We start from the raw sequence: 26,977 nt of genomic DNA on the forward strand, positions 1-26,977 counted from the left end.
CTACATGTCTTTGTGCAGCGGGCGGATGGGGTTGCGGCCGGCCACTAGTTGGTGCAGGGCGTTGAGCACGCGCTGGGTGCGGGTTTCGGGCCGCTTGGCACTGTTGATGTGCTGCACCAATGCCCGCTTGACGCCGGGCGGCAGCCGTTCGTAGCCGGCGTTGGCTTCGGGCCAAGCGGCCAACCCTTCCTCCAATTCTTCGGGCACTTCCACAAAGTCGGGGTCGGGGTCAGGTACCAGCCGAAGGTGCACGCGCTGGCCGAGTTGCACCCGCGCCGCGCGGCACAGGTCTTTGTTGATCATCAGGTACCGCTCGCCGCCCTGCATGGGCATCAGCGTCAGGCGCACCGGATAATCGTTGAGCGTGCCCATCACACGCTTGGTGACCTTGCCGCCGAGAGCCTCAAAGGCCTCCAGCGGCACCATCACAATCTGGGTGGGCATAAAGCTGGGGCCGCCCGGCTCCAGCACGGCTTCGAAATACACGTCGGAAGCGGAAGCGGAGCGGGGCGGATTGGGGGAGGCAGCGGAGCGCGGCATGAGTGGGTGTTCGGGCAAAATAGAAGCCTAATGGAACGGCCGGAAACCGGGTGCAAAATAGTATCTGTGGAGTCTCCAAGTCGCAGCCGGAACCTGGCGAACTATGGCGGCACAAGTAGTGTTTTACCCCAATGCTATTCGCCGGCGAACAGGGTAGCTGCACTGCCGCAAACTTTTCGGCGGCCAACCGGCTTATGCCCCAAATTCTGAGAAAATGAAAGTAGAAATCTGGTCCGATATCGTTTGCCCGTTTTGCTACATCGGCAAGCGCAAGTTTGAAAATGCCCTGGCCCAATTTGCCCACCGCGACGATGTGGAAATCGTGTGGCGCAGCTTCGAGCTCGATCCCGAAGCTAAAACCCAGGCCGCCGGTAACCTCAACGAGCGACTGGCCGCCAAATACGGCCGCTCGGTGAAATGGGCCAAGCAAATGAGCGACAACATGACCCAAACGGCCGCCGAAGTAGGTCTGCATTTCGACTTCGACAAAGCCATTCCGGCCAACACGTTCCGGGCCCACCGCTTGGTGCATCTGGCCGCCCAACACGGCCTGCAGGACGCCGCCAAGGAACGCCTCTTCAAAGCCTACATGGAAGACGGGCTGAACGTGGACGACGTGCCCACGCTCCAGCGCCTCGGCACCGAGCTGGGCCTGCCCGCCGAGGGCGTAACCCGCGTGCTTACCTCCGACGAGTTTGCCCAGGATGTGCGCCACGACGAGTACCAGGCCCGGCAGATTGGGGTGCGCGGCGTGCCCTATTTCGTCTTCGCCGACAAGTACGCCGTGTCGGGCGCGCAACCCACGGAGCTGTTCCAGGAAGTGCTGGAAAAGGTGTGGGACGAATTCAATCCCAAGCCGGCCCTGCAGGAAATCAGCCCCGCCGGCGGCTCCTGCACCGTGGATGGCGTGTGCGACTAACGCCGAGTTTCAGCAGTTGGCTGCTGCCCGTTTTGTGGTGAGAGAACCACGTAGCGAACTTGCGCATACAGCGGTGCAACAACAGCGAAGCCCGCCCCAATTGGGGCGGGCTTCGCTGTTGTCGGGCCTGTGCCGGTAGCGCGAAGCGGCGCTCTACTTTTTGCCAACCGGGGCGGCTTCAAGTTGAATGTTAGCGGGCATCGGAATTTCGCGGGCTGTCTGAAATTCCTTGGGCTTGTCGGCGGTTTCGTCGGTGCGGCGCTGCAAAATTTGGAGGCGGCCGCCGGTGCCTTGCATCACGGCCAGGTCGTCGCCGGTGCCGCTGTTGGGGTCGTAGCTGCGGAAACCGAGCAACATGCTGCCGGGAAATTCGGCGCGCTTGGCTTTTTCAGCGTCCACCAAGTCGGGTTTGCCAATGAAGCGGCCCAGTTCGATTTCCTTGGTTTCCTTGCCCTTCATCACCAAGAAAGCCGTGGTTTTGGGCATCATCGGGTCGACGTCGGCCACGGGCTTGAAGCGGAACGAAAGCTGCACGGTTTCGGGCGCGGCGGGGGCAGTATCAGCGGCGTCGGCCGGCGTAGTGCTAGTGGCCCCGCTGGCAGTAGTATCTGCCGACTGGCCCGCTGCCTGTTCGGTAGGCTGGCCGGCCGGCTGCTCTCCGCCGGGCGCCGATTGGTTGCAGCTAGTGGCCAGCAGCGTGGCTGCCAGCAGAGAAAGGGAAACGTATTTCATGCGTGGGGAGGTTGAGCAAGTAGAAAAGCAGATTCGGCCGATAAGAATAAGCATAAATGTCGGCTACAGTACCACATCATCCGCTGCGTCGTTGCCAGAAAGCGGCGGACAGCCCGATGAGCTAGGCTGCAACGCCGTGCTACCGGCCGGTCTTGTAAAAGCGCCTCCCCGGCCGCTGCCTCGCCCTACAGGCGAAGCAAGCAACCGGGGAGCGGGGCCGGCCAGATTCGGGTGCAGCCCGATCAGGCCGTGGCGTGGGAGAGACGCTGGGTGCAGGCAAAATGAAACAGCGGCGTGAGCAGCATCTTGTTGAGCTGCTCTTGCGCCGCGCGGTCGGCTGCCGTGAGCTGCTGTTGCAGATGTTCCCGGCAGGCCCGTTGCACCGCGTTGTACACCGCTGCGGCCGGATACTGGGCCAGCAGGTCGCGCAGATCAGCAATGTCGGCCGTGGTGAAATGGGCATTGAGCGACAAAAAGCCCAAGAGTTCTTCGCGGGCGGCCGGCGAGGCGAGAAACGCCTTTTTGGGTTGGTGCCGCAAGTTGGTGCGGGCAGGCAGGCGCAGCGTGGCAGCACTGGGCCAAGCGGGCTGAGTAGCAGTGGAAAGCATAGGTGGAGAGGTTGGTGGTTGTATAAGCATAGGTAAATAAATTAATAGAATAATCAAATAATTTCATAGAAAATTATTGTGCCATGCGCATACAAAAGCAGCCGGGCAGCTACAAAAAGCCAGCCGATTGCGGTAAAAACAGTAAGGCAAGGAAGTGTGCTACCGTTGCGACGTGGTAGCGGCGGGGCCACTCAGGAATGCAAACGAGCGGCCCTGGTAGCGCGGGAGCTGCAACGCGCGGCGCAGCTGCACAAACGAGCGGTACGGCGCCACCGGGGCTACCATGTTCACGAGCCACGTAGGCAGCTCGCCGCCTGGGTCCACGCGAAAAGTGTAGTCAACCTGCAGGCGGTTGGGCGTGAGCGGCCGCACCGTCCAGAGGCCCGACCAATAGGGCACACGCACCCGGCCGGGCTGCGGCGGCACCAAGCCCGCGGCGTGGGTAGTGCTGATGAGCAGCTGCTGGGAGGCCGCATCGTAGGAAAACTGCAGGCGCATGGCCACGTCGCGGTTGGCCACGGGCGTGGGCATCTGGGTTTCGAGGTAGTAAAACAGCTCGGTTTCGCTCACGCGGCGCAGCAGCCGGGCCGATTTGGTGTTGCTGATGACGTAGGGGTACTGGTCGACATCGGAGTACATGGCCACCAGTTGCGAGAGCGTGCCGGGCATTTCGCAGTGCACCTTGATTTCCTTGAACCGGCTGTCGTCAGACACCCTTGAATACACCTTGATGCCTTCTTTGTCGGTTTCGAGGCGCCAGTGGGTTTTCGTTTCAGCACGTGGCGCACGCTCGGCTGCTACCCCGCTGGCAGCGGGGCAAAGTACGGTGAGCAGCAGGGCGAAGCACGCACTGGAGAGACGCATCGAAATGGGCAATTGGGGAAAGGCTGACAATGTCAGTTGGTAAAAATACAAAGACAGATGGCAATAGCGCAACCCCAAAAATGGGGTGTCCATTCCACCCGCCGCCCGAAAGCCGGCTGACTGCGCTTGAGAAAGGGCGCTGACCTACGGAAAATGGCTGCTGCCGTGCGCCGGCGGCAACACGAGGCCCCATGTGCCGAAACGAAATTTTTTGCGCCGCCGGGTGTTGTAAGGCCATACGCTTCACCTGTCCATCTTCTCCGCCGTGTTGGTTCCGTTTTTCTCCTCTCGTCTTGCCCGCTTTGCGTTTCTTGTGTGGGCCGGTTTCAGTTCGGCCTCGGGCATTAGCTGCACCAAAGAGGCCGCCGCGCCGCAGGAAACCACCGCTCCCGAAACCCGCCTGGTCGGCAGCACCCTCATTGGTGAGTACAGCCCGGCCACCCTGGCGGGGCGCGTGGCAAGCATTCCGCTGGCCGGGGCGCTGGTGAAATACCCGGTACGGGCGTACCGGCTTACCTACAGCACCCGCAACACCGACGGTAGGAACGTTACCGCGTCGGGCGCGCTGCTGGTGCCGGTGGCCCCCCAGGCGCTGCCGCTGCTTAGCTACCAGCACGGCACCATTCAGCCCGACGAAGAAAACCACGCGCCGTCGTACTACAGTTCGAGCAGCGAAATCTGGTCGGCGGTGTCGGTACTGGCCTCCACGGGCTACGTGGTGTCGGCACCCGACTATATTGGCTACGGCGCCTCCAAAGCGCTGCCGCACCCTTACGAGCAGGCCGCCTCCCTAGCTTCGGCCTCGGCCGATATGCTGCGGGCCGCCCGCGAGTTTTGCCAGCAGGAGCAATTCGCCCTCAACAAGAAGCTGTTTTTGATGGGCTACTCCGAGGGCGGTTTCGCAACCATGTCGTTGCACAAGCTGTTGGAAGAGCAGTACGCCGGCGAGTTTAGCGTGACGGCCAGCGCGCCGGGCGCGGGTGCCTACCACAAAACGGCCTTCGCCCGGCACATCATGAACACCACCGAGCCGCTGCCTTTCCTGAGTTCCTACGTGTGGGTGCTCGACACCTACAACCGCGTGTACGGCCTCAACCGGCCGTGGTCGTACTACCTGAATGCGCCCTGGGCCGCGCAGCTGCAGGCCAACCCCTTCGGCCCGGTGCCGCAGCAGGCGCAGGAGCTGTTTTCGCCCGGCTTCCGGCAGGCCGTCATCAGCGGCTCCGATGCGCCGCTGGCCGCCGCTTTCCGCGACAACGACGTGTACGACTGGAAGCCGAAAGCCCCGCTGGCCCTGTTTCACGGTACCGCCGACAACTACGTCCCCTACTTCAACTCCGAAGACGCTTACCGCGCCATGCGGGCCCGCGGCGCCACGCAGGTCGAGTTGCACCCCATTCAGGGCGGCAACCACTTCACCTCGGCCCCCAGCTACGTCTTGGAGTCGTTTGCTTTCATTTCGCAGTTCTAGCGCTGCCGAAACGCTGGACTGCTGCCTCGTGTGATGCAAGTCTGAGGCGTAGTGCCGACCGCTTCGCTTCCGGACGATGCAGACAACTGGGATTGTAACTTGGCCAGCACTTGGGTGCCGTTGGTAAGCCGGGCGTGCCATACGCCTTACTGGGCTTCGGCCGGCATACTCTCAGTCGTGCGCGTACCGGCGAAGGACTGAATGCGCAACTCGCCGCCGAGGCCAGCTTGGTCACTGCGGCAGTTGCCGGCAAAAGCGCGGCAAGGGCAAGCGTTTTATGGGCGGAAAAACGACGCATGAGAAGGCACAGACGATGCGCTAAGCGGCCACCGCCAGCGGCAGGGTGGGGCTGCGTTCGGCTGCTGGCCGCGCTACCTTTTTCCACAGGGCGTAGGTGAAGGCCATGAATGCCAGAAACAGCAGCGGTGAAACGATGAGCACGATGCCGTCGTGGGCGGCATAGCGGGCGGCGCAGGCCCCCAGCAGGTTGAAGGTGAAACCGGCATAAGCCCATTCTTTCAGGGTGCGAAACCGGGTTTGGAGCATGGCTAGGGCACCCAGAATCTTGCCCAAGCCAATGACGCGCATCACGTGCAGCGGGTAGCCCAGGTGCCGCATGATTTCCTGGCCTTCCTGGTTTTGGAGAAACTCGGCAATGCCCGCCAGCAGCATAAAAGCGGCGAAAATCAGGGTAAGGGTCCAGTACAGGGCAGTGGTGCGTTGTGGTTTCATGGTTGGTTTGGCTAATGGGTTTGACATGCTTGAACTACATACCAAAAATATTAGCAAATTGCCCGGCGAAAGGGGCTGAATGCGACCTTTTGCGGGTTGATTACGACACCTAAAAGCGTACCTTAGAACCATGAAGCATATTTCGATTCTGGTGCCCCAGGGTGCTATTTTGGGCAGTATCGAAGGGCCGCGGCTGCTGTTCACGGAGGTCAATGCGTTTCTGCAGCGTATGGGCAAGCCCGCGCTGTTTCAGGTGCAGCTTGTGGGCCTGCAGACCGACACTCCCGTGTGCGGCGGCATGTACCAGGTGCACACCAACCACCTGCTGGCCGACGTGCAGCAAACCGACTTGGTGGTCATTCCGGCCGTCGACGGCGACCTGAGTGCGGCGCTGGAAGCCAACCGCGCTTTTCTGCCCTGGATTGTGCAGAAGTACCAGCGCGGCGCCGAGGTAGCCAGCCTGTGCGTGGGCGCGTTCCTGCTGGCCGCCACCGGCCTGATTGACGGGCGGCAGTGCACCACGCACTGGGCCGCCGCGCACTACTTCCGGGCGATGTTCCCGCAGGTAGAGCTGGTGGAAGACAAGCTCATTACCGACGAGCACGGCATCTACTCCAGTGGCGGCGCGTTCAGCTACCTCAATCTGGTGCTCTACCTCATCGAGAAATACGCGGGCCGCGACATGGCCGTTACCTGCGCCAAGGTCTTTCAAATCGACATCGAGCGGGTGAGTCAGTCGGCTTTCGTCATCTTCAACGGGCAGAAAGAGCACGGCGACGAGCCCATCAAGCGCGCCCAGACCTACATCGAAGACAACTACCAGGAAAAGCTGACCGTGGACCAGCTGGCCGACATGCTGGCGCTCGGCCGCCGCAACCTAGAACGGCGCTTCAAGAAAGCTACCGCCAATTCAGTAGTCGAGTACATTCAGCGGGTGAAGATTGAGGCGGCCAAAAACAGCCTCGAATCGTCGCGCGAGAACGTGAACGAGGTGATGTACCAGGTAGGCTACACCGACCCGAAAGCGTTTCGGGTGGCGTTTAAGCGCATTACCGGGCTGTCGCCGAAGCAGTACCGCGAGAAGTACAACCGCGAGCGGGCGGTGCTGGCGTGAGGTAGTCCCGGCTACTCAATCACCCGCACCAACGACTTGTCATACAACTGTTCCCAGTCGCGGCGTAGGATGGCGTAGAGCAGTTCGTCCTCGAATTCGCCCGCGTCGTTCACGCCCGATTCGCGCATGCGGCCTTCGTACTGAAAGCCTGCCGTTTTCTCGATGGAACGGCGCGAGGCGTGGTTCGACACCCGAAAGCCGGTAGCCACGCGGTTCAGGCCCAGCAGCTCGAAGGCGAGGTAGAACAAATGCGGCTTGCTGCGCGGCGTAACGCCCCGGCCGCGCATGTGCGCAAACACGTCGGCACCGGTGGAGCCGGCGCGCTCTTCCCAGCTGTCGACGGTGAGCAGCGTCATGCCGGCCAGCTCGCCGTCGAGCAGGGAGTAAAAGCCGAAGTTGGTGCGCCGGCCCCGCTCGTAGCGCGGCAGGTAGTTTTGCATCAACTCCGCCAGCATCGGTTTCGAGTCGGGGAAGCCCTGGAACAAGGCGAAGATGTCGGCGAGGTTGTCGTCGTTGATCAGGTGCAGGGTAATGGAATCGGAGTAGAGGGCCGTGAACATGCTGGGAAGATATAGCCGCTGAGGCATTTGGCAGCGAGCGTTATAACCGCCTACTCGCAACGGTTAAGCAAACCACAATTCATTTCAGGGTACCTGGGTGTTGCTTGCAGCCGCGCTGGGCTTCAGCGCTCCTGCACCAGCAGCGTGCACATGGATGGCGGGCGGTAGCGGCGGGCAGGCGAGGTGAGTATATGAAACGAACGATATAATGCGTATCTTCTGCTGAAGAAGCAGCGGGAGCCCCGGCAGTAGGGCGGCAATGGTGGGTAGCGGCGGCATAATGCCGCGTATCGAAGGCTCTGATATCAATTCGTGTGGCCGCGGGCCAGCGGTTTACGCTCTCCGCGCGGGCTGGCCACTCACGCTTACTTCTCGTTTTCCATGAAATACCTCATAACGTTCCTGAAACTGTTGCTGGCCACCACGCTGGGCTTCGGGCAGGCGCACACGGCCGACGAAACCGCCCTGCGCGCGATGCTGCCCAACCTGGCAACAGTGATTAAGAAGCAGGATGTGAAGGCCCTCGACCGGTACTACACCCCCGACTACCTATTCGTCGACCAATTTGGCGTGCGCATGAACAAGGCCCAGCGCATGGCCTACATCAAGTCGGTCAAGCCGTTTGATATGTTCGTCTACGAAGACGTGAAGGTGCGCTTCTACGGACCCGCAACGGCTATCATCAACAGCACGGTGCGCAACCGCGTGGCGGGGCAGGCAGAGCGCAAATCCTCGGCCACGCTGGTCATGATTAAGAACGCGGGCGTCTGGCAGGTAGCTTCGGCCCAGGCGACGCCCATTGTGCCGGCGGCACCGGCCGTGGCGGCGAAACGCTGACGACCTGGGCCTGCTGAATTTTGGGTGCTGACGCCTGCCGCCGCTGCCGGCACGAACAGCGGCGGCAGGCAAGGCGCGGCGTGTTTACAGCAGGCTGCGTATGCGCCCGGAAACGACAGCGCCCCGACGCATTTTGTCGGGGCGTTGTCGTTTGCAGTAGCCTGACGGCGAGAAGCGGCTTTTAGCGCTGCCAAACGCCGCGCTTTATTCCACGGCCAGCGTGCGGCGCACCGACTGCGCGCCCGTCTGCACGTGCAGGTAATAAACACCCGCGGCCAAGTGACCGAGGGGCACGGTGTGGGTGGAGTGGGCCGCCGACGGCGGGGCGGTGTGCTGCCAAAGGGTACGGCCCAGGGCATCGGTGAGGGCTAGGACGGCGGAAGTAGGCAAGGCTGGCAGCTGCACGGTGGCGCGGTGGCGGGCCGGGTTGGGGTATACGGCCAAGGCGTTTGCCCAGTCTGTGGAAGCCGTGCTCAGAATGGCCGCATCGGTGAAGGTGGCGATGAAGCCGGTGGGCGCGCCGGTGGAGGAAGGCGGCAGTGTGTGCGCGCCAAACTGCGCTGCGCTGCCCGCCGAGCCGCCCACGTACACGCGCGGTCCGCCAATACTCAGGCCGATGCCGTAATCGTCGCCGGCGGCACCGGCGCTGAGAGCATAGGTGAAGCTGGCCGAGGCACCCGCGTCGGTGAGGCGGGCGAGGTACACATCGGTGAGGGTGTTGGTATTGGTGAGAATGGTCCCGCCGAAGCTGACGGTGGAGCTGGTGAAGCCGCCCGTCAAAAACACGTGGGAACCGGCCACGGCCACGCTGCTGCTCGACTCACCGCCGGGGCCGCCGGCGTTGTAGGCCCAGGCAAAGCTGGCGCTGCCGCCGGCATCTACCAGTTTGGTCACCAGCACATCGAACCCGCCGTTGTTGCCCAAGGTGAAGGGGCCGGCGCTGAGGGTAGCGCTGTTGTAGTTGCCGACCGCATACACAGTAGAGCCACGCACGGCCAGGGCCCGCACCAAATCGTCGGCCGGGCCGCTCACGCGCTGGGCCCAAGCGAAGTTGCCGGCCGCGCCGGTGTCGGTGAGTTTGGTTACGAAGCCGTCGATGGTGCTGAGGCTGCTGTTAGGCAGGGGAATGCCGCCGAACTCGGCCGAGGCGCTGCTGTAGTAGCCGCCCACGTACACGTTGGGGCCGCTGAGGGCAATGGCCTGGGCGAGGTCGGGACCGGTGCCGCCGGCCCGCTGGGCCCAGGTGAAGCTGGCGGTGCTGCCGGCGTCGGTGAGCTTGGCCACCAGCACGTCGTTGCTGCCGCTGCTGCTCAGGCTGAGGCCGCCCAGCTGGGCGGTGCCATTGAAGGAACCGGTCACGAACACGCCGGTGGTGCCGACGGCCACGCCGGTGAGGCCGTCGAAGCCGCTGCCGCCGGCCGAGCGGGCCCAAGCCACGTTGCCGCTGCTGCCGGCATCAACGATTTTGGCCACAAATCCATCTTCCTGCCCGGCGCTGATAAGCTGAACGCCGCCCAGGGCGGCGGTGCCGGTGAAGATTCCAGCCACGTAAAGGGTATTGCCGGTTAGGGCCAGGGCAGTGCCGCGGTCAGAGCCGGTGCCGCCGAGCGGGAGTACCCAGTCGAAGGCGTTGGTGGTGCCGTTCCACTTGGCCACGAAGGCGTCGTTGCTGCCGGCGCTGGAAACCAAGGTGGTGCCGAAGCGGGCGGTTCCGTTGAAGGTGCCGGTGATGTAGGCATTGCCGTTGGCGTCGGCCACGGTGGCGTATACCTGGGCCAGGGCGCCGGTGCTTTGGGTGATGCCGGCACCGGCGGCGGCTTGCCAAACGGGCGTTTGAGCCTGTGCGGTACCGCAAAGGAGCGCGGCCGCCCCAAAGAGGCACGTCCGTATTACGGGGGCAGCTAGTAAGGAGAGTAGGCGTGCAGGCATGTGGGTAGGAATTGGGCTGAAACGGGCAAGCAATTACGCTACCCGATTCCGGTTGACAATATCGGTGGTAGCGGGGAAAAGTGGCTGCCTTCTGCCGTGGTAGTCAACAGCTGACAAATGCCGGCCGGGTCGGTGCTTTATCACGTTCGGACTACGGGGCGAATGGGTTGCCTCCGGGTGTCGGATACGGCGCTTTTTGCCTGGCACGAAAGCCGCCGGCGGTGAAGAGGTGCGGGGCTACGTACGCAAGCCCGCGGCGGAAAAAACCCACGCCCGGCGTCCGCAGAGGAGGCCGAGCGTGGGACAGAGTATAAAAGGACGCCGGCAGAAATTAGGGCCGTGGGGTTACAGTGCTGGCGCTGATTTCGCGGTTGGCGGTGCTGACGATGGTGCGGGGCTGGCCTGGTACCAGCTCAAAGAGCCGCAGCTGCTGCTTGGGGGCTTTGTAGGGATGATAGAGCACCTGCACCTCCAGGCTGCGGCCGGAAAACTGGTGCATCTCCGCCACTTTGGGGTCGAGGGTCAGCTTCCTCACTTTGCCATCTTCGGCTTTGAGCAGCACGGTAGCGCGCTGGTCGGTGGTGCGGTTGGCCAAATCGGCCACAATAAAGTCGGTGGGCACGCCTTTGGGCATGGCCTCCAGCCGGAACGTACCCGTAACGCCGCCCAGGTCGCGGACGATTTTGCGCCGGGGCACGGCCGCGGTAGCGGGCCCGGGGGTGAAGCGGTACAGGGTCCAGTGGGCGCTGTCGGTGAGGGTGTTCTTATCGGGGCTTAGGTACAGCCGCAACCACTCGGCCTTCGCCCAATAGCCCTCGTCGCCTGTGGCGCCGAGGCGGGGTTGCCAGTAGTTGCGCCGGGCCCGCCAGGTGTTGTGGCCCACGTAGCGGATGCTGTCGTAGAGGTGGCCGCCCACGAAAGCCGGACCCACGCCCTTGCCCATGACAGCCCGAATGGTGGCCGCCGGGCCGGTTACGTCGATGATGAATTCCGACCCCGCTTTGGCCGTCTGCCAGCGCCCGTTCAGGTCGGTGGCCTGGGAAGTCAGTTGCGCGTAGACCGCGCTACCCGAGAGGAACAACTCGAGGAATAGCGCGCATAGGAAAAGAAAGTAGGGCATGGCAGACAAAGGGAAAGGGCCGCGCAATAACGAAGCAAGTTGCCCGGTAGCGTGCTACGTGTTCGTTTCGGAGGAGGGCGGCCCGGCGGGTCGTGGGTCGAGCACCTTCACGTACTTCAGAATGTCCTGCTGGAAGCCGGCGCGCTCGTACACGGCGCGGATGAATGCTTCGTCGGCGGAAGTGGCCGGGCGGATGTGCAGGTCGGTGGGCGCGGGCATGGCAGCAAGGCGGGCAGGAAGCCGTTATACGGGCGGCTGCGCGAGCCTGGTGCTAGCGGGCGGCCGGGCGGGCCGGGGCGTCGTGCATGTAGCGGTTCAGGTCGGGCGAGAAGCACAGGATGCCCAGGGCCAGCAGGTGCAGCGCGCCGGTGGCGTAGAAGCCGGGCCGCACGGAGGCAAGGCCGCCGGAATGAACCATGAAGTAGAGGAGCATGAAGTGCAGCCCCGACAGCGCCGCCAGCAGCGCCCGGGCGGGGCGCCAGCGGTTGAACATGCCCGCCAGTACCAGGGCCGTGAGAAGGGGGCTGCCGCTGTAGTTGCCCGACTCGCTCACAAACCAGAGCTTGTTGAGCGTGGGAAGCAGGTTGGCCGTGAGCAGGCAGGCGGCTATCAAGCTCAGGTGCAGGCGGGCTTTCTGCGGGGAATACATATCGATAGGGGCAGGACTGGGGTGGCTAAACTACGAAAAGGCGTGGGCTGGAGCTTCAAAAGTGAAAGCAGCTTTGCGAGTGGCGAGCAGGCAGCGGCAGCGGCGTGGTGGACATCTGCTTCCGACGGGAAACGGAGGCACCCGGTTAGCGGCGGCATTGCCGGCTACCCAAATACCGCCGTCTGTAATGCGCACAGCGTCGTTGGCTTACATTCTTTGGTAGTCCTGCTGGTTAGGATAGGTCAGTGTGCTACTATTAAGCGCCGTATCGCCCGACCTTCTTTCCAGTGCCTCTATGAAACAGCTTTACCCGGTTCTGGCCGCTCTGCTTATGGCCTCCGCCGCCACGGCGCAAACCACGCCGGGCGGAGTGCGCATCGGCACGGCCGGTGCCCCCCACGACAAAGCCATCCTTGAGCTAAGCGCCACGGGCAAGGGCCTACTCATTCCGCGCATGGACTCGGCCGCCCGCGCCCAGATTGCCAGCCCGCCCGACGGGCTGATGGTGTTTCAGACCGATGGGCGCAAGGGTTTCTGGTACGCCCTGAGCGGCGAGTGGCTCTTCATCCCCGATAAGACCAAGTCGGGCGACAACCTCGGCAACCACCGCGCCACCCAGGCTTTCAACCTGAACAACAAGCCCCTGACAGGGGTGGCCACCGCCGCCCTGGGCGACTCTACGGCCCAGGTACTGATCCAGTCGTCGGTGCCCAGCAAAAGCGTGGCCCTGATGACGCGCAGCGTCTACGGCCGCAACTACACCCGCACCACGCTCTCGGGTTACGGCACGGGGCCCTACGGGCAGGATATTGACTACGCCGTGTGGGGCAACGCCTACCGCTCCGAGGGCTGGGGCGGCATCTTTACCGCTGGCCGGCCCGGCCAGACGCCCCTGCGCTGGGTGGGGCTGGCCGGACACCCCGGCTACATTAACGCCAACGCGGCCATCCGCATCGTCGACGGCACGCAGGCCGCTGGTCGGGTGCTTACTTCTGACGGCGTGGGCAACGGCAAGTGGATGCCCATTACGGCGGCCGGGGGCAACTTCAACCTGGGCACCTTTCAGCTGGTGGGCAACGGCGGCTCGAACGGCATCCGCATCAGTGCCGCCGGCGTGGTGGAGCAGGCCGGCGTGGCCTCGCCCACCTTGTTGCTGCACTCCAACACCAACGACCTCGTAACCGGGGGCACGCTGCAGTGGCGCGAATCGAACACCGCCTACGGCTGGAACCTGCGCCACAACACCGGCGGCAACGAAGCCGGGCAGGCCGCCGACCGCCTGATTCTGGAGCGGGTGAACGGGGCGGGGGGCGTGGGCGTAATGAGCTGGAACCAGAATACCGGCAACGTGGGTATCAACACCCTTAACGCGGGCTACACCCTGGACGTGAACGGCACCATCCGCGGCAGCAACGTGTCGCCTTCCGACGTGCGCTTCAAGCAGGACGTGCGGCCCTTGGGCGGGGCGCTGGCCGCCGTGCGGCAGTTGCGCGGGGTGCGCTACCGCTGGAACGCGCTGGGCGTGCAGCACGGCGGCACGGCCGGGGCCGAGCAGGTGGGCTTGCTGGCCCAGGAAGTAGAACGCATCTACCCCGAACTGGTAAGCACCGATGCCCAGGGCTACAAGGCCGTGAACTACGCCCAGCTCACGCCGGTGCTGCTCGAAGCTATTAAAGAACTGGAGGCGGCGCTGGCCGCCCAAACCCGGCGCGCCGACCAAGCCCAGGCCGCCCAGCAGGCCGACCACGCCAGCTTGCTGACTTTGCAGGAGCAGGTAGCCGCCCTGCGCGCCGCGCTGGTGCCAGCGGCGCAGGCGCAACGGTAAGTAGGGTGCAAGCGGATACCGCCCGCCACGCGGAAGTCTGCCCGGTGGGTGGCGCCGGCGAAAACGTCGGTGGAGGTGCCGACGTCGCCGAAGAACACATAGCCTGGCTGGGCGCTGGGGTAGTCCCGGTAGCCCAGCAGGCGTTGCCGCTGGAAACGATGCGGCCGGTGGCTGGGCGGACAACGGATAAGGCCACGCAGGGCCGCCGGCAGACATTGCCACGCAGCCCGTCCGCGACTTACTCGGTCTGCGTCACGGTGTAGGTCACGCGCACGGCCCCGAAGGCACAGTCGGTGCTTTTCGCATCCACCAGCACGTAATACGCCCGGCTGTTGTCGATGACGCGGGAGCTGGTGGGTGTGAAGGACAGGACGGCGTAGCCCGGGGTGCCCGAGGAAAAAGCAGCGTCGCTGTAAGAGCCGGGGGCCCCCATGCCCGTGTCGGTGGGCAGCACCGAAATGAAAAACACCCGCAGGTCAGTGGACGCGTCGGTATCCTGGCCGTAGCACTTGATGCCGGTGATGGTAGCCCCCTGCGGCAGATGCACGGGAATGCGCAGGGCATAGTTCGAGTAGATATACTCGCCCTGACCGATGGGGACGCGAATCTTATAGGCCCCAGCGCCTTCCAGCTCCGGATTCGCGTCGCTGATACCGTAGGTGATGCTGTAGGTCTTGGCAGCGGCGTAGGTGTAGGCGTTGGCGGCAGGCAGGCTGGCATTGCCGGCGCTGGTTACCGAAAGGCCGGTGCTACCGCCGTTGCCCACCAAGGCGTTGGTGCCCAGCTTCAGATTTTGGGTAGCGGTGTGGTTGCCCAGGTTGTCGCCGGGGCTGGTGGGCAGGGCCACAGTGGTGCCGCCGGGGCCGGTCAGGGTCAGGTTCTGGCCGCTTAGGGTCAGGGCGCGGTTGGCGCTGGTTTGGGTAGTTCCATCCGGAAACATGAAGCCGCCGGTGCTGCTGTAGACGGTGCCCGCAACTTCGAGCGGCTGGCTGGGCGCGGCGGTACCGATGCCCACGTTGGTCGAGGGCAGCACCGTGAGGGCCGGCACCGACTCCACCGCCGCCGGCGTGGTCATGTAGGTCTTGAAGGCCAGGTCCACGTCGGTGCCCGGAAACCCCTGGGGAATGGCCGTGCCCCCGGCGTAGGGGTTGCCGGACTGGAAGAAGAAGTAAATGCGCCCCGAGGGCGCCTGCACGCTCAGGGTGTAGGGCTGGCCGGCCGTCAGCAGCACCGGCGTGGGCAGCACGATGCTCTGGTACACCAGCGTCGAACTGTAGCTCAGGTTGCTGATGGCAAAGGTCTGGGTGCTCAGCAGGGTGCCGGCGGTGCCCGCGCCCTGGTACAGGGTGAAGACGGCCTGGCCGGCCCCGGCATCGAACAGCCCGATGTCGACGCGCACCAGCCGGTTGCTGCTGCCCGCCGTAAACGACTGGCTGGCCCCCACCTTGAAGTCGGAGCCGGAGCCCAGCGTCTGCTGCTGGTCGACGCCCACGCCGGCCGGGTTGATTCGCTCGCCGTTGACCTGCAGGGGGCCGGCCGGCGTAGCCGTGCCCACGCCCACGTTGCCGGCGTCGTCGAGGTGCAGGCCGCCGGTGCCGTTGTTGGACAGGGTCTGGCCGTTGAGTTTCAGGGATTGGGTGGCGGTGTGGTTGCCCAGGTTGTCGCCCGCGCCACCGCCGGCCGCGGCGGCGGTGGTTTGCACCGTGCCGTCGGGGAAGCGGAAGCCGCCGGTGCTGCTGTACACCTGCCCGGCTACTTCCAACTTCTGGCCGGGGGCGGTGGTGCCAATGCCCAGGTTGCCGTTGTTGAGGAAACGGGCCCACTCGGTGACGGCGTTGCCGGTGGTGGCCCCACCGAAGCGGATGCCCGCGTTGGCGCCGCCCAGCCCCTGCTGGTTGAGCAGCCAGGTTTCGCCGTCGCCGCCGGTGCGGTTCCATTGCAGGTAGGCGCCCTGGTTGCCGACGGGCGCGTGGGCGCGGGCCAGCACGCCGCCGTCCACATCGAGCCGCTGGGTGGGGCTGCCGACGCCCACGCCTACGTTGCCGCCGTTATCGACGCGCAGGCCGTTGGCGTTGGCCGGGGCGTTGCTAAGCCAGTGGTTGTTCAGGCCCAGGTTGGTGCTGGCGGTGTGGCTGCCGAGGTTGTCGCCGGCGCGGGCCTTGTCCGGGATAAACAGCCAAGTGCCGCTCAGGGCGTACCAGAAGCCCTTGCGGCCGTCGGTCTGGAACACCATCAGCCCGTCGGGCGGGCTGGCAATCTGGGCGCGGGCGGCCGAGTCCATGCGCGGGATGAGCAGGCCCTTGCCGGTGGCCGAAATGTCGAGGGCGGCTGTGGGGTTGGGCGTGGCGGTGCCGATGCCTACCGAGCCGGTGGTTTGGGCCAGGGCCGCGGGGGCGGTGGCCAGCAGCAGCGCTGCGCAGGCGTATTTGTGAAGCATGGCAATAGGGGCGAGTAATGGGACGAGCAGTAAGGCCCGGCCGGCGGGCCCAACAAAGGTCGTCCGGTCGGCGCGGTGGTTTTGTCGCATGTTGATGCGACAAAACCACCGCGCCGACCGGGCGGTACGCCCCCCGCCAAACGTCGCCGCGCCGCCTACCCGGAGGTTGGCGGCGCGGCGTGCGGGCACAAAAGCCGGGGTTATCGGCTCGCAGGTGCCTGGGCCGTAGCCTGCGTGCTTAGCAAGCGGGTCACCTGCGCCTGTAGGGTGAGCAGGGCAGCGTGGTCGGCCTCGGCCTGGGCCGTGCGCGTCTGCAGGGCGGTGTTCTGGCGGCGCAGCTCGAGCAACTCAGCGGTCGGAGCCTGCCCCTGCCGAATCTGCTGTTGCAGGCGGGCGTTTTCGGTTTCCAGGGCCAGCACGCGGCGGTACAGGGCCTGAATGGCAATCAGGTTGACCCCGTCGAAGTCGGCCTGGTTGATGGTGGTGGCGTTGCCGCTGCGCCCGACGCCGTCGTGGCCGAAGGCGGCGAAGAAGTCCTGGGCCATGGGGCCGTAGTGGCGCATGGTGTCGGGGCTCTGGCCGCGGTAGTTCCACGAGCCCAGGCGCATGGCGTTGATGCGGTCGAGGAACTGGTTGCCGTCGGCCAGCACCACCCGCTCTTTTTTAGTGGAGTCCGAAATGACGGTCCAGGCGTTGGCGCCGGCGGTTAGTTGCACGCCCACGCTCATGGCGGTGTTGGTGAAGAGGCGGTAACCTCCGGCGTAGCGGGCCGAAAACTGGTTGTTGGTGGTGGCGCGCAGGGTGTCGTTGCCGTTGGCGTCGGCAATGGTGAAGGTGCCGAAGCGGCCGCTGGCCGAGGCGTAGCGGCCCATGACGATGGCGTTGGCGGCGTTGGCGGTGCACCATTCGCCCAGGGCCACGGAGTAGTTGCCCTGGGCTTTGCTGTTGATACCCCCGGTCAGGTTGTAGTTGCCCCGGGCGCGGCAGCTCCGGCCAATGACCAAGGCCCCGGAAGACAGCTGGTCGATGGCGTTTTCGCGGCCCAGGCAGGTGGCGTAGCTGCCCCGCACGTTGTTGTTGTAGCCGGTGGCCAGGCTGTAGAGGCCCACAACCAAGTTGTTGTAGCCGAAAGCAGCGGAGTAGAAGCCCATGTTGGCGGCGTCCCACTGCGTGCCGTCGACGCCCCCGGCCCGGAATGAGCCGAAGTAGCTGGTCCACATCAGCCGGTCGCCGGAGCCGCTGAGGGCGGGCGCGGGCGGGCCGTAGCCGATGCTGGTGCGCACCAGGAAGCCCGCATCGGCATCATCCAGACGTAGCCCGGCACCATTGTCGTAGGTGTTGAGGGGGCGAATAGCGGTGCGCAGGCGTACCAGGCCGTTGGCGTCGATGGTCAGGCCGTTGGTGCCGGGGGCGGCGGCCGTGCCGCCTACTATCCGCTTGCCGTTGAGCACCAAGTTTTGGCTGAGCACGTGGTTGCCCAGGTTGTCGCCGGCGCGGGCCTTGTCGGGGATGAAGAGCCAAGTGCCGCTCAGGGCGTACCAGAAGCCCTTGCGGCCGTCGGTCTGGAACACCATCAGCCCGTCGGGCGGGCTGGCAATCTGGGCGCGGGCGGCCGAGTCCATGCGCGGGATGAGCAGGCCCTTGCCGGTGGCCGAAATGTCGAGGGCGGCTGTGGGGTTGGGCGTGGCGGTGCCGATGCCTACCGAGCCGGTGGGGGTTTGGGCTTGGGCGGCAGCACTGGCGGCCGTGAGCAGCAAGGAAACGAGTAGGGTTGTTTTCATGGACCGCGGCGGGGTGAGAAGCAGAGCGAAGATGGGACGCGCCCGCCCGCTGTTTCCGGCAATGGCTGTCAACAACCGGTGGCGGGGGGTGAGTGACGGAATTTGGGGAGCGGGCGCGCCGGAACGCAAAGCGCCCGGTTTCCGTGGGGGAGGCCGGGTGCTGGCGCGTAATTGCAACAAAGGCGGTAGGATAGATGGGCAACGGGGCACCTCACCCCCGGCCCCTCTCCCAAAGCGAGAGGGAGCCACGGCGGCGCGGTGGGCGGAAGCGGGGCCGAACTACACGGCCGGGGCGGGCTTGGCGGAGCGGGCGGCGGTGTTGATGGTTTGGCGGGCCGACTGGTAGGCGGTGTGGAACTTGGGCTGGCTGCGCTGGTAGCGGACGAGGAACTTGTCGAGGCGGTTGCGGAGCAGGGCGGTGGCCTGGCGCAGGTCGGTGCCTAGGGTTTTGGTGTGGGCTTTGCCGTCGGCGGCAGCTACGCGGGGGGCGGTTTGCTCTTGCTAGAAGGCGGTGAGGGCGGCCTGGAAGTCGGTGAGCTCCTGGGCCGTTACGCCTTGCTCCTGGAGCTGGGGCAGCAGGGCGGTGGCGCGGGTGTGGAGGTTTTTGGCGATGCGCTGGAGGTCGTTGTCGGTGGCGCGGGTAAGCTGGTATTCGGAGTAGTCGGCGTCGGTTTGGAGGTTGAGGTCGTCGGTGGCGTCGGCGTGGGCGAAGAGGGCGGCGGCGACTTCGGCGGCGCGCTGGGCCAGCAGGAGCTTGGTTTTCTTTTTGACGGCGCCGGGCTTGGCCACGCCGGCGGCGCGCTGCTGGGTGGTGGCGGTGGGGTCGAGGTCGGCCACCAGGTCGGCGAGCTGCTGGCGGGCGGTGGTGAGGGCGGCGTTGGTGGCGTAGAGGTCGGCGTGCTCCTCGAGCACGGCCAGGGTGGCTTGCATCATCTGCAGTTTCGCCCGTTGCTTGTCATTCATGGGATTGAGAGGAAAAAAGATGGATGTGGATTAGGGAGTAATATATGGTTATAAAGATTCGATGGTACTGACGGGAGAAAAAATACCGGCGGCTAACCGCACAATGGCGGTTGACGGGCGCACAATGACCGATGACGACCGCACAAGGGGACGTGTCGGGCTCACAACGGCCGGTGCCGGGTTCACAATGGCTCGTGTCGACCTCACAATGCTCGGTGTCAACCGCACAATGGCATGTGTCAAGCTCACAATGCTCGGTGACGGGCTCACAATGGCCGGTGTCAACCGCACAATGAACGGTGACGGGCTCACAATGCTCCGTGCCGAGCGCACAATGGCTGGTGGCCGCCGCACAACGGGCGGTGCCGACTGCACAACGGTTGTTGTCGGGGTGACAATGCCCGGTGGCAGGCGCGCACGGGCTGCTGGCGGCGCGGCTCCGCAGGTATCTTTGCGGAAAACCAGCCTTGTTAATGTCTGCATCCATTGCTTCGCCACGCCACTGGCTGCTGCTCGTCATCACATCGTTGCTACTGACCAACTGCTTGGCTCAGGAGCAGCAACGGCAGCCGTCGGCGGCGCCTGCCGGGCGCCCGGCCAATACGGCCTCCGGCAAACTACCGCCGACCGGCCGGGTGACGGCGCGGGCCGCCGGGCCGGACTCGATTTACGCGGGCGTGGCGCAGCTGCCGACGCTGGTGGGCGGCGGGAGCATCGGGCCGGCGGTGGAGCAGGTGGTGCGGCAGCAGCTGGTGGTGCCCGATAGTATTCCGGTGCCGGAAAAGCTGGTGTTGTGGCTGCTGGTGGGCAAAACCGGCCGGATGGAAAACGTCAAAGTGCTGGCCGGCACCGCCGACGAGAACATGGCTGGCGGACTAGCGTACGACCTGCTCAGCCGGTTGCCGCAGCTCGTGCCGGGCCGGCACCGGGGCCGGGCCGTGCGCGTGGAGCTGACCCTGACGGTGCCGCTCACGGGAGCCAACGCGCCGCTGATGTGGTCGGCCGCCCAGCGCACGGAAACGCAAACAATGAAAACCGGCCTGGCGCGGCGGCTAGCGGACGAGACGGACGCCGCGTTCCTGCACCGGGTGCTGCCGCTGGCCGCCCGAACAACGACGGATGTGGTAGCTTATCCCCGGCGGCCCGGCGCCTACGGCCGGCAGCTGTTTTTCTCGCTAGCGGGCGGCCCCGAAAACGAATACGGCACTGACCTGTACGTGCTCGACCCCTACGCGCCCGACACCTACGCCGTGCAGGTGCTGCCCCTGCCCACCATGGCCGACCTGACCAACCTGGCGTCCCTGTTTTTTGTCGACGTAGACCACGACGGGCAGAAAGAGCTGCTGGCCCTGACCACCTGCAGCCTGCGGGAGGGGTTCGAGGGCGACGACGGGGAGGTGCTGTACGGCCGGGCCCCGCATTACCAGACGCTCATTTACCGGCTGGACGGGCAGCACCCTGACGGCCGCCCGCGGTACCGCGAAGACCATACCCCCCGCCCGTACCTCGATGAGCTGCCCACGGCCGCGGCGGTGCGGGCGGCCTTGGCCCGGCACCAACCACCGAAGCCCGCCGCCCGGCCGGCCGCGAAGAAGCCGTAGCGGGCGGGCTGTGGGAGAAGCGGGGGCAGCTTTCGTAACGGTCAGAGCCGGCTTGCCGCTGGGGCGGCAAGGAGGTACAACCTCCCGCCAAGCTGGGCACGGGCTACAAGCTCGCACCAGTGGGAGACTACAAGCGCCGCCGCTCCTTCAACCGCCGCATCACCGAGCTGCAAGACCGCCAGATCGAGTTCAACCCCGTGGCCCTCATCGACCGCGAATTCGACGTGGCCCGCCTCACCGCCTCCCTGGCCGAAGCCGACGCCCTCGAAGCGGCCGTTAACGCCCGCAAGGCCACCCTGTAGCCCGGTTTTCGCCCAACACGGACGCTACCAAGCACCAACGCCCCCGGCCAGTAGGTCAGGGGCGTTGTTTGTTTTTGGGGTGGCTGTGGCACTCGGTATCAGACTTGCAATGCCCGGTGGCAGGCGCGCATGCTGGCGGCTGCAGTATCGGGTGAAGTTGGGGCGGCGGTGGTAACTGGGGTTTGGGTGGGAGCGGGGAGGCACAGCCGCCTGCCAAACTGGCACGAACTACAAGCTCGCGCCAGTTTGGCGGGTGTCACTATCTATGGAGATAATAGTTTACTTATATGTATTTTATTTCCATGTGTGCGTTCAAAAGCTACTAATATAATTCTTCTGGTATTGAAATTCGTGTGTGTAAAACTTGTAGTTGATATCTCATATCCTGCGCCAGGTCGAACAGAGGTTTTTGTGATTCTTCCAGAACCTGACTTTAAGTAGAATATTGTAAATGTGCTTTGGGTTGTGCAATCAATATTTTCAAAAATGGTTGCCAATTGTTTAATATGCTCAATTTTTAAATAGGAACTAATTAGTTGTGGTTCGTAATCATTTGGTCGTAGTTTTGTTGATTTTAAGTCGCAAAATATTGTTACTGTTTTTGGGTTTGGGTCATCTGTAGTAACTGATATTAGCCCATCGCATCCACAATTAATGTTTGGCTGGCTCTTTTTTAAATATAAATTCCTGATATTACTTTTGTCGAGAGTGTAAGCTGATGATAAATTTGGTAAGCCTCTTATAGTTACTTCTTTTAGCCCTGGACCGGGGGCGTTTTCTTGTAATGTTACATTGTTGCCAGTTCCGCCTATATTGAGTTTTAATTTGTTGCTGATGTTATTTGCTAAAGCTGTATGTATCATTAGTCGTGTTTTTTATTTGTGTATTTCTTTTGTTTGCTACCTGCTTTATTTGTGATTGTGTCTTCAATACTAGTGAATAATTCTTGTGATATTCTGGATATACTGTCAATTGCCTCATCAAAAGTTGTTGATTTAAGTCCAAGGCTATCTACTTCTATACTAGTTATTCCGTCCTGTGCCATATATGCCTTTATTGAGCCTGGGAGTATGTACTCGTCTTCTTTGTAGCCAAGCTGGTTTATTAAAACGCTTTTGTTATCCAAATCAGATGATAGCATTACTAAGTTGTTTATTTCTTTTAGTATATAGTCGCTGTGTGTCGTGATAAATACTTTTATTCCCCGGTTTACAAGTTTGGCAAAGAGGCGTGCCATTTTTATTTGATTTTCAGGGTGAAGATTGAGCTCAGGTTCGTCTATTATTAATATGTCTCCGTGCTTGGCTATGTGCTTGATGTAAATGTTTAAGTCAGACAAGGCTCGTACAGAAGTGGACGCTAAATAAAAAGGAATGACCTTCTTTTTCTTGCCTTTTAATGCCTTTGTTTTGACTATCTGCTGACCGTTTTGAATTTCGTATTCAATGCCTAGTAGGCGTTCTATATATCCGCTAATCTCAGGTGTGTCTTTAAATATGCTATTCTCTTTGATTAGGTTCTCTCCGTCTCTGGCAATATCAATGTTGGCTTTGATTGGTAATGAATATCTACTTAGGGTTTCGTTCATTAAGTCAAATGGGTCAAACGATTTCTTTTTATCCATTCTCATTAGATAGTCCACTAATGTATTTTTGTTAATATCGAGCTCTTTTTGAAATAAATGTATGCCTGTTCTTTCTGAAGATATGATAAATGGATTTGGGAATTCTTTTCTGGTGAAAAAATTGGCAATTAATTCAGTTATAATGAATGGAAGAGAGCTTCGATAACCCCTTACAGCTGTGCTGTCTTCTTTGTTGAGTATAAATTGTAAAATGTGGCTATTTGCCTCTTTATAGCATTGGACTATCTTGACAGAGTATTTCGTGGTATCTGATGAGTATTCATCAGATAGATCTAATGGGAGTAGATCAAATTTAACATCAAATTCTGATTGGGCGAATTCTGCGGAATTTGCACTGAATATTTCGCCGAGGCTACTTTTGTATTGGGCGCTAATTATGCTTAAAGACTTCTGAACTCTGCTAACGTAGTCTCTTGCATCAATTTCTGCTCTTCCAGTTGTGATTAGCCCGCTAATAAAATCTTGATCTATACTTAGTGCTTGACTATAAAGATGGCTTGTCCATGTTCTTAGGAAGCCGTATATAGTATGCGTTGCATATGATTTGCCCTGGTTGTTTTTTCCGCATATAACGGTTAGATCCCCTAGTTGAATACGTGCGTTTTCAATAGGTCCTATTTTTTTTAGTAAAAACTCCATTTTTTTTGTTTTTTGACTGTTGGAAAACTGTTATGTATAGTTAACGCTATTTTACATTGTACGAAGAATACAGTGGCTTTGCGTTTGGTTATTTTGTTGCGAATGTATTCATATAAAGCTTTCCTAATCTGAGGAAGGCTTTTTTTTCTTCAAAATGATCAGCTTCTAAGGTTGTTTCTAGCGCCGCTTACCCCTCATCCTCATCATCCGACACCGCAGCCGTGGCTACCACGGGCGGCATGGATTCGAGGGCCAGCTCGTTCATGAGCTGGCGGGCGTACTGCACGCCGCGCACGTCGGCGATGGTGATGATGAGCTGCTCCTTGCGCTCCTTCATGCTGGCGCGGCGGGGGTGGGTTTGCACGTAGTTCAGGATCTGGCCGAACTGCTCGCCCTGGAAGTAGGGCTCGTGGCCTTCGCCGGCGTCGAGGTAGCCTTTGAGGGTGTCGCGCTTGAGGGAGATTTTGCTGAAGCCCACGCGGCAGGCCTGCCAGCGCAGGCGCACGATGTCGGCCAGCTGCTCGACTTCGGCGGGCAGCGGGCCGAAGCGGTCGACCATGCTGGCCAGCAGGCGGCGCAGCTCCTCGGGCTCCCGGGCGCGGTCGAGTTTGGAGTAGAGCTGCAGGCGCTCGGAGACGGACGAGACGTAGGTATCGGGAATGAGGATTTGCAGGTCGGTTTCGACGTTGCACTCGCGGGGGCGGGCAAAGTCGGCGGCGTCTTTGAGGCGGCCGGTGGTGTCGCCCAGGAACAAGTCGCGGAACTCGGTTTCCTTGAGCTCCTGCACGGCTTCGTCGAGAATCTGGTGGTAGGTTTCGTAGCCCAGGTCGTTGATGAAGCCCGACTGCTCGCCGCCGAGTAGGTTGCCCGCGCCGCGGATGTCCAGGTCGCGCATGGCCACGTTGAAGCCCGCGCCGAGGTCCGAAAACTCTTCGAGGGTGGAGAGGCGCTTGCGGGCGTCGCTCGGGAGGCCGGCCACGGGCGGGGTGAGCAGGTAGCAGTAGGCCTTTTTGTTGGAGCGGCCCACACGCCCGCGCATCTGGTGCAGGTCGGAGAGGCCGTGCATGTGGGCGCGGTTGATGATGATGGTGTTGGCGTTGGGAATGTCGAGGCCCGATTCGATGAGGTTGGTGGACACGAGCACGTCGTACTCGTGCTCCACGAATTTCATCATGCGCTTTTCGAGCACTTCGCCTTCCAGCTGCCCGTGGATGCTGGTGATGCGGGCATCGGGCACGAGGCGCTGGATCATGGCGGCCTGCTCGTCGAGGTCTTTCACGCGGTTGTGCACGTAGAACACCTGCCCGCCGCGCTTCAGCTCGCGGGCAATGGCGTCGCGCACCAGGTGCTCGTCGAACACGGCCAGCTCGGTTTGCACGGGCTGGCGGTTGGGCGGGGGCGTGGCAATGACGGACAGGTCGCGGGCGCCCATGAGGGAAAAGTGCAGGGTGCGCGGAATGGGCGTGGCCGTGAGCGTGAGCGTGTCGACGTTCACCTTCAGCTCCTTGAGCTTGTCCTTGGTTTTGACGCCGAACTTCTGCTCTTCGTCAATCACCAGCAGGCCGAGGTCCTTGAACTGAATGTCCTTGTTGGTGAGTCGGTGCGTGCCGATGAGGATGTCGGTTTTGCCGGCGGCCACCTTGCCTAGCGTCTCCTTCACCTGCTTGGTGGTTTTGAAGCGGTTGATGTAGTCGACGGTGACGGGCAGCTCGCCGAGCCGGTCGCGGAAGGTTTTGAAGTGCTGCATGGCCAGGATGGTAGTGGGCACCAGCACGGCCACCTGCTTGCCGTCGGCCACGGCCTTGAAGGCGGCCCGAATGGCCACTTCGGTCTTGCCGAAACCCACGTCGCCGCACACGAGGCGGTCCATGGGGTGGGGCTGCTCCATGTCGTTTTTCACGTCCTCGGTGGCCTTGGCCTGGTCGGGCGTGTCTTCATAGATAAACGACGACTCCAGCTCGGCCTGCATGAAGGAGTCTTTGGCGAAGGCGTAGCCGGGCGCGGTTTTGCGCTTGGCGTAGAGGCGGATGAGGTCGGCGGCAATGTCCTTGACCTTTTTCTTGACGGCCTTCTTCTTATTCTCCCACTCGGGTGAGCCGAGTTTGGACATGCTCGGTGGCGTGCCCTCGGCGCCCGAGTACTTGGCAATTTTGTGCAGGGCGTGGATGGACACGGTCAGCACGTCGTCGTCGCGGTACACCAGGCGGATAGCCTCCTGCAAGTGGCCGTTGATATCGACCTGGGTGAGGCCGGCGAAGCGGGCAATGCCGTGGTCCTGGTGTACCACATAGTCGCCGGGTTGCAGGGTGCGCAGCTCCTTGAGGGTAAGGGCCTTTTTCTTGGAGAACTTGCGCTTCTCCTGGGCGCGGTAGTACCGCTCAAACAGCTGGTGGTCGGTGTAGACGACGACTTTGCGGTTTTCGTCGATGAAACCTTCGCGCAACCCCAGGCCGAGGTGCTGAAAGCGCACGTCGTGGTCGAGCTCGTCGAAAATGGTGCGCAGGCGGTCGATCTGCCGCATCGAGTCGGCGGCAATAATGTTGAGCAGGTCGCGGCTCTGGTTTTCGTGTAGGTTCTTGACGAGGCGCGAAAAGTCCTTGTTGAAGCTCGGCTGGGGCTTGCTGGTGAACTGCACCTGCTCGGCTTCTTTGTGGTAGAAGCGCTTGCCGAACTCCAGCACCGGGAAGCGTTCCAGGTGCTTTTTCAGGGCCTTGGTCGATTCGAACAGGTCCTCGGGCTTGGACTTGATCTGCACGCCGTGGGCTTCTTCGAGCATGGTCTGGAAGTTCTGCTCGGCCTTGTCGAACTGCTCGCCCACGATGTCGAGCAGCTGGCGCACGTCTTTCACCCACACGGCGGTGTTGGCAGGCACAAACTCCAGAAACGACTCGCGCTTCTCGGTCAGCAGCTTCGTCTGCACGTTGGGCACGATGCTGATCTGCTCCTTCTTCTCCACCGACAGCTGCGAGTCGGGCGTGAAGGTGCGCATGCTCTCGATTTCGTCGCCGAACAGCTCGATGCGGTAGGGCAGCTCGTTGGCGTAGCTGAACACGTCGACGATGCCGCCGCGGATGGCGTACTGGCCGGCCTCGTACACAAAATCCGTCCGCTCGAAGTCGTACTCGGCCAGCAGCTCGCCCAGGAAATTCACGTCGAGCCGGTCGCCCACCTTGCAGGTAAAGGTGTTCTGCACCAAGCTCTGGCGGTTGATGACTTTTTCGCTCAGCGCCTCGGGGTAGGTCACGATAAGGGCGCCCTTGGGCGGCGCGTCTTCGTTCTTTTTCGCGTTGGCTTTGGCCTTCTCGTCGGCCGTTTTGCCCTTTTCGCCCGATTTGCCGCTGAGGCGGTTGAGCACCTCGGCGCGCATGAGCACGTTGGCGTTTTCCGTCTCGTCGAAGGAATAGGCGCGCTTGTAGGAGCTGGGAAACGTCAAGACCTCCTCCCGGTCGCCGACGAGGTTTTGCAGGTCGGAAGCGAAGTAGGTGGCCTCGTCCTTGTCGTGGAGCACGAAGAGCAGGTGCTCGTCGGGCCGGTCGAGGTGAATGGCAGCGGCCACGGCAGCGTCCTGGCTGCCCACGAGGCCGCGCAGGTGGAAGCGCAGCGGCACCTCGTCGTTGCCCGGCTGCAGGCGCAGCGCCAGGGTCTGAATATCGGTATCGAGCGAATAGAGGCGAAGGAATTCGGAGGCTTGCACGGGCAGTCGGCTAGA

23 protein-coding genes are annotated in these 26,977 nt (G+C 62.3%); 7 read left to right on the forward strand and 16 right to left on the reverse strand.

The window, feature by feature from the left end; genetic code table 11:
* Positions 1–540, reverse strand: coding sequence for a YdeI/OmpD-associated family protein (locus F0P96_RS10850; RefSeq protein ID WP_151078879.1), 540 nt, complete (start codon positions 538–540; stop codon positions 1–3).
* 214 nt (positions 541–754) lie between these two features.
* Between F0P96_RS10850 and F0P96_RS10855 the strand changes: the two genes are divergently transcribed.
* Entirely contained in the window at positions 755–1,459 is a 705-nt protein-coding gene (locus F0P96_RS10855; RefSeq protein ID WP_151078880.1) for a DsbA family oxidoreductase, read from the forward strand.
* 153 nt (positions 1,460–1,612) lie between these two features.
* On the opposite strand, the gene F0P96_RS10860 is transcribed toward F0P96_RS10855, so the two are convergent.
* The 3 genes from F0P96_RS10860 to F0P96_RS10870 form a co-directional block, all read right to left on the reverse strand.
* Positions 1,613–2,191, reverse strand: coding sequence for a hypothetical protein (locus F0P96_RS10860; RefSeq protein ID WP_151078881.1), 579 nt, complete (start codon positions 2,189–2,191; stop codon positions 1,613–1,615).
* Between the two features lie 242 nt (positions 2,192–2,433).
* Positions 2,434–2,799 carry a hypothetical protein gene (locus tag F0P96_RS10865; RefSeq protein WP_151078882.1) on the reverse strand — a complete coding sequence of 122 codons (366 nt, stop codon included), beginning with the start codon at positions 2,797–2,799 and terminating at the stop codon, positions 2,434–2,436.
* Between the two features lie 159 nt (positions 2,800–2,958).
* The gene (locus F0P96_RS10870) at positions 2,959–3,663 is read right to left on the reverse strand and encodes an START domain-containing protein (protein ID WP_160620194.1); all 705 of its coding nucleotides are present in this window, start codon (positions 3,661–3,663) and stop codon (positions 2,959–2,961) included.
* A 265-nt stretch (positions 3,664–3,928) separates the two neighbouring features.
* On the opposite strand from F0P96_RS10870, the gene F0P96_RS10875 reads away from it, so the two are divergent.
* A complete protein-coding gene (locus tag F0P96_RS10875) occupies positions 3,929–5,134 on the forward strand; it encodes an alpha/beta hydrolase family protein (RefSeq protein WP_235917447.1) in 1,206 nt (401 codons plus the stop codon).
* A gap of 318 nt (positions 5,135–5,452) precedes the next feature.
* On the opposite strand, the gene F0P96_RS10880 is transcribed toward F0P96_RS10875, so the two are convergent.
* Positions 5,453–5,866, reverse strand: coding sequence for a DoxX family protein (locus F0P96_RS10880; RefSeq protein WP_160620192.1), 414 nt, complete (start codon positions 5,864–5,866; stop codon positions 5,453–5,455).
* Positions 5,867–5,996: 130 nt separating this feature from the next.
* On the opposite strand from F0P96_RS10880, the gene F0P96_RS10885 reads away from it, so the two are divergent.
* Complete coding sequence (locus F0P96_RS10885) at positions 5,997–6,980, forward strand: GlxA family transcriptional regulator (protein ID WP_151078886.1); 984 nt, start codon at positions 5,997–5,999, stop codon at positions 6,978–6,980.
* A gap of 11 nt (positions 6,981–6,991) precedes the next feature.
* Here F0P96_RS10885 and F0P96_RS10890 read toward each other — a convergent pair whose 3' ends face one another.
* Positions 6,992–7,540: a GNAT family N-acetyltransferase gene (locus F0P96_RS10890; protein ID WP_151078887.1), complete on the reverse strand. Its 549-nt coding sequence runs from the start codon at positions 7,538–7,540 to the stop codon at positions 6,992–6,994.
* 381 nt (positions 7,541–7,921) lie between these two features.
* Here F0P96_RS10890 and F0P96_RS10895 point away from each other — a divergent pair, with 381 nt between their 5' ends.
* Positions 7,922–8,377 carry a nuclear transport factor 2 family protein gene (locus tag F0P96_RS10895; RefSeq protein WP_151078888.1) on the forward strand — a complete coding sequence of 152 codons (456 nt, stop codon included), beginning with the start codon at positions 7,922–7,924 and terminating at the stop codon, positions 8,375–8,377.
* A gap of 204 nt (positions 8,378–8,581) precedes the next feature.
* On the opposite strand, the gene F0P96_RS10900 is transcribed toward F0P96_RS10895, so the two are convergent.
* The 4 genes from F0P96_RS10900 to F0P96_RS10910 all read right to left on the reverse strand — a co-directional run bounded on the left by F0P96_RS10900 (position 8,582) and on the right by F0P96_RS10910 (position 12,075).
* Entirely contained in the window at positions 8,582–10,306 is a 1,725-nt protein-coding gene (locus F0P96_RS10900; protein ID WP_151078889.1) for a T9SS type A sorting domain-containing protein, read from the reverse strand.
* Between the two features lie 331 nt (positions 10,307–10,637).
* Positions 10,638–11,426: a hypothetical protein gene (locus F0P96_RS10905; RefSeq protein ID WP_151078890.1), complete on the reverse strand. Its 789-nt coding sequence runs from the start codon at positions 11,424–11,426 to the stop codon at positions 10,638–10,640.
* 54 nt (positions 11,427–11,480) lie between these two features.
* Positions 11,481–11,645, reverse strand: coding sequence for a hypothetical protein (locus F0P96_RS20985; protein WP_160620190.1), 165 nt, complete (start codon positions 11,643–11,645; stop codon positions 11,481–11,483).
* 52 nt (positions 11,646–11,697) lie between these two features.
* Entirely contained in the window at positions 11,698–12,075 is a 378-nt protein-coding gene (locus tag F0P96_RS10910) for a hypothetical protein (protein ID WP_151078891.1), read from the reverse strand.
* 295 nt (positions 12,076–12,370) lie between these two features.
* Here F0P96_RS10910 and F0P96_RS10915 point away from each other — a divergent pair, with 295 nt between their 5' ends.
* Positions 12,371–13,900, forward strand: a complete 1,530-nt coding sequence (locus tag F0P96_RS10915; protein ID WP_151078892.1) for a tail fiber domain-containing protein — start codon at positions 12,371–12,373, stop codon at positions 13,898–13,900.
* A gap of 238 nt (positions 13,901–14,138) precedes the next feature.
* Here F0P96_RS10915 and F0P96_RS10920 read toward each other — a convergent pair whose 3' ends face one another.
* The 3 genes from F0P96_RS10920 to F0P96_RS10930 form a co-directional block, all read right to left on the reverse strand.
* Positions 14,139–16,337 (reverse strand): hypothetical protein, encoded by a 2,199-nt coding sequence (locus tag F0P96_RS10920; protein ID WP_151078893.1) that lies wholly within the window; start codon positions 16,335–16,337, stop codon positions 14,139–14,141.
* A gap of 200 nt (positions 16,338–16,537) precedes the next feature.
* Positions 16,538–18,118: a tail fiber domain-containing protein gene (locus F0P96_RS10925; protein ID WP_151078894.1), complete on the reverse strand. Its 1,581-nt coding sequence runs from the start codon at positions 18,116–18,118 to the stop codon at positions 16,538–16,540.
* A 501-nt stretch (positions 18,119–18,619) separates the two neighbouring features.
* Positions 18,620–19,081 carry a hypothetical protein gene (locus F0P96_RS10930; RefSeq protein WP_151078895.1) on the reverse strand — a complete coding sequence of 154 codons (462 nt, stop codon included), beginning with the start codon at positions 19,079–19,081 and terminating at the stop codon, positions 18,620–18,622.
* Positions 19,082–19,554: 473 nt separating this feature from the next.
* On the opposite strand from F0P96_RS10930, the gene F0P96_RS10935 reads away from it, so the two are divergent.
* Both F0P96_RS10935 and F0P96_RS10940 read left to right on the forward strand, forming a co-directional pair.
* A complete protein-coding gene (locus tag F0P96_RS10935; protein ID WP_151078896.1) occupies positions 19,555–20,682 on the forward strand; it encodes a hypothetical protein in 1,128 nt (375 codons plus the stop codon).
* A gap of 119 nt (positions 20,683–20,801) precedes the next feature.
* Entirely contained in the window at positions 20,802–20,984 is a 183-nt protein-coding gene (locus F0P96_RS10940; RefSeq protein ID WP_151078897.1) for a hypothetical protein, read from the forward strand.
* A gap of 263 nt (positions 20,985–21,247) precedes the next feature.
* Here the strand turns inward: F0P96_RS10940 and F0P96_RS10945 are convergent, their stop codons facing one another.
* The 3 genes from F0P96_RS10945 to mfd form a co-directional block, all read right to left on the reverse strand.
* A complete protein-coding gene (locus F0P96_RS10945) occupies positions 21,248–21,847 on the reverse strand; it encodes a hypothetical protein (protein WP_151078898.1) in 600 nt (199 codons plus the stop codon).
* The gene (locus F0P96_RS10950; protein ID WP_151078899.1) at positions 21,847–23,268 is read right to left on the reverse strand and encodes an AAA family ATPase; all 1,422 of its coding nucleotides are present in this window, start codon (positions 23,266–23,268) and stop codon (positions 21,847–21,849) included. The genes F0P96_RS10945 and F0P96_RS10950 overlap by 1 nt, the downstream gene beginning before the upstream one ends.
* Positions 23,269–23,455: 187 nt before the next feature.
* Positions 23,456–26,962 carry a transcription-repair coupling factor gene (gene mfd / locus F0P96_RS10955; protein WP_151078900.1) on the reverse strand — a complete coding sequence of 1,169 codons (3,507 nt, stop codon included), beginning with the start codon at positions 26,960–26,962 and terminating at the stop codon, positions 23,456–23,458.
* Positions 26,963–26,977 lie beyond the last annotated feature (15 nt).

This window comes from Hymenobacter busanensis (assembly GCF_008727865.1).
Lineage (GTDB): Bacteria > Bacteroidota > Bacteroidia > Cytophagales > Hymenobacteraceae > Solirubrum > Solirubrum busanense.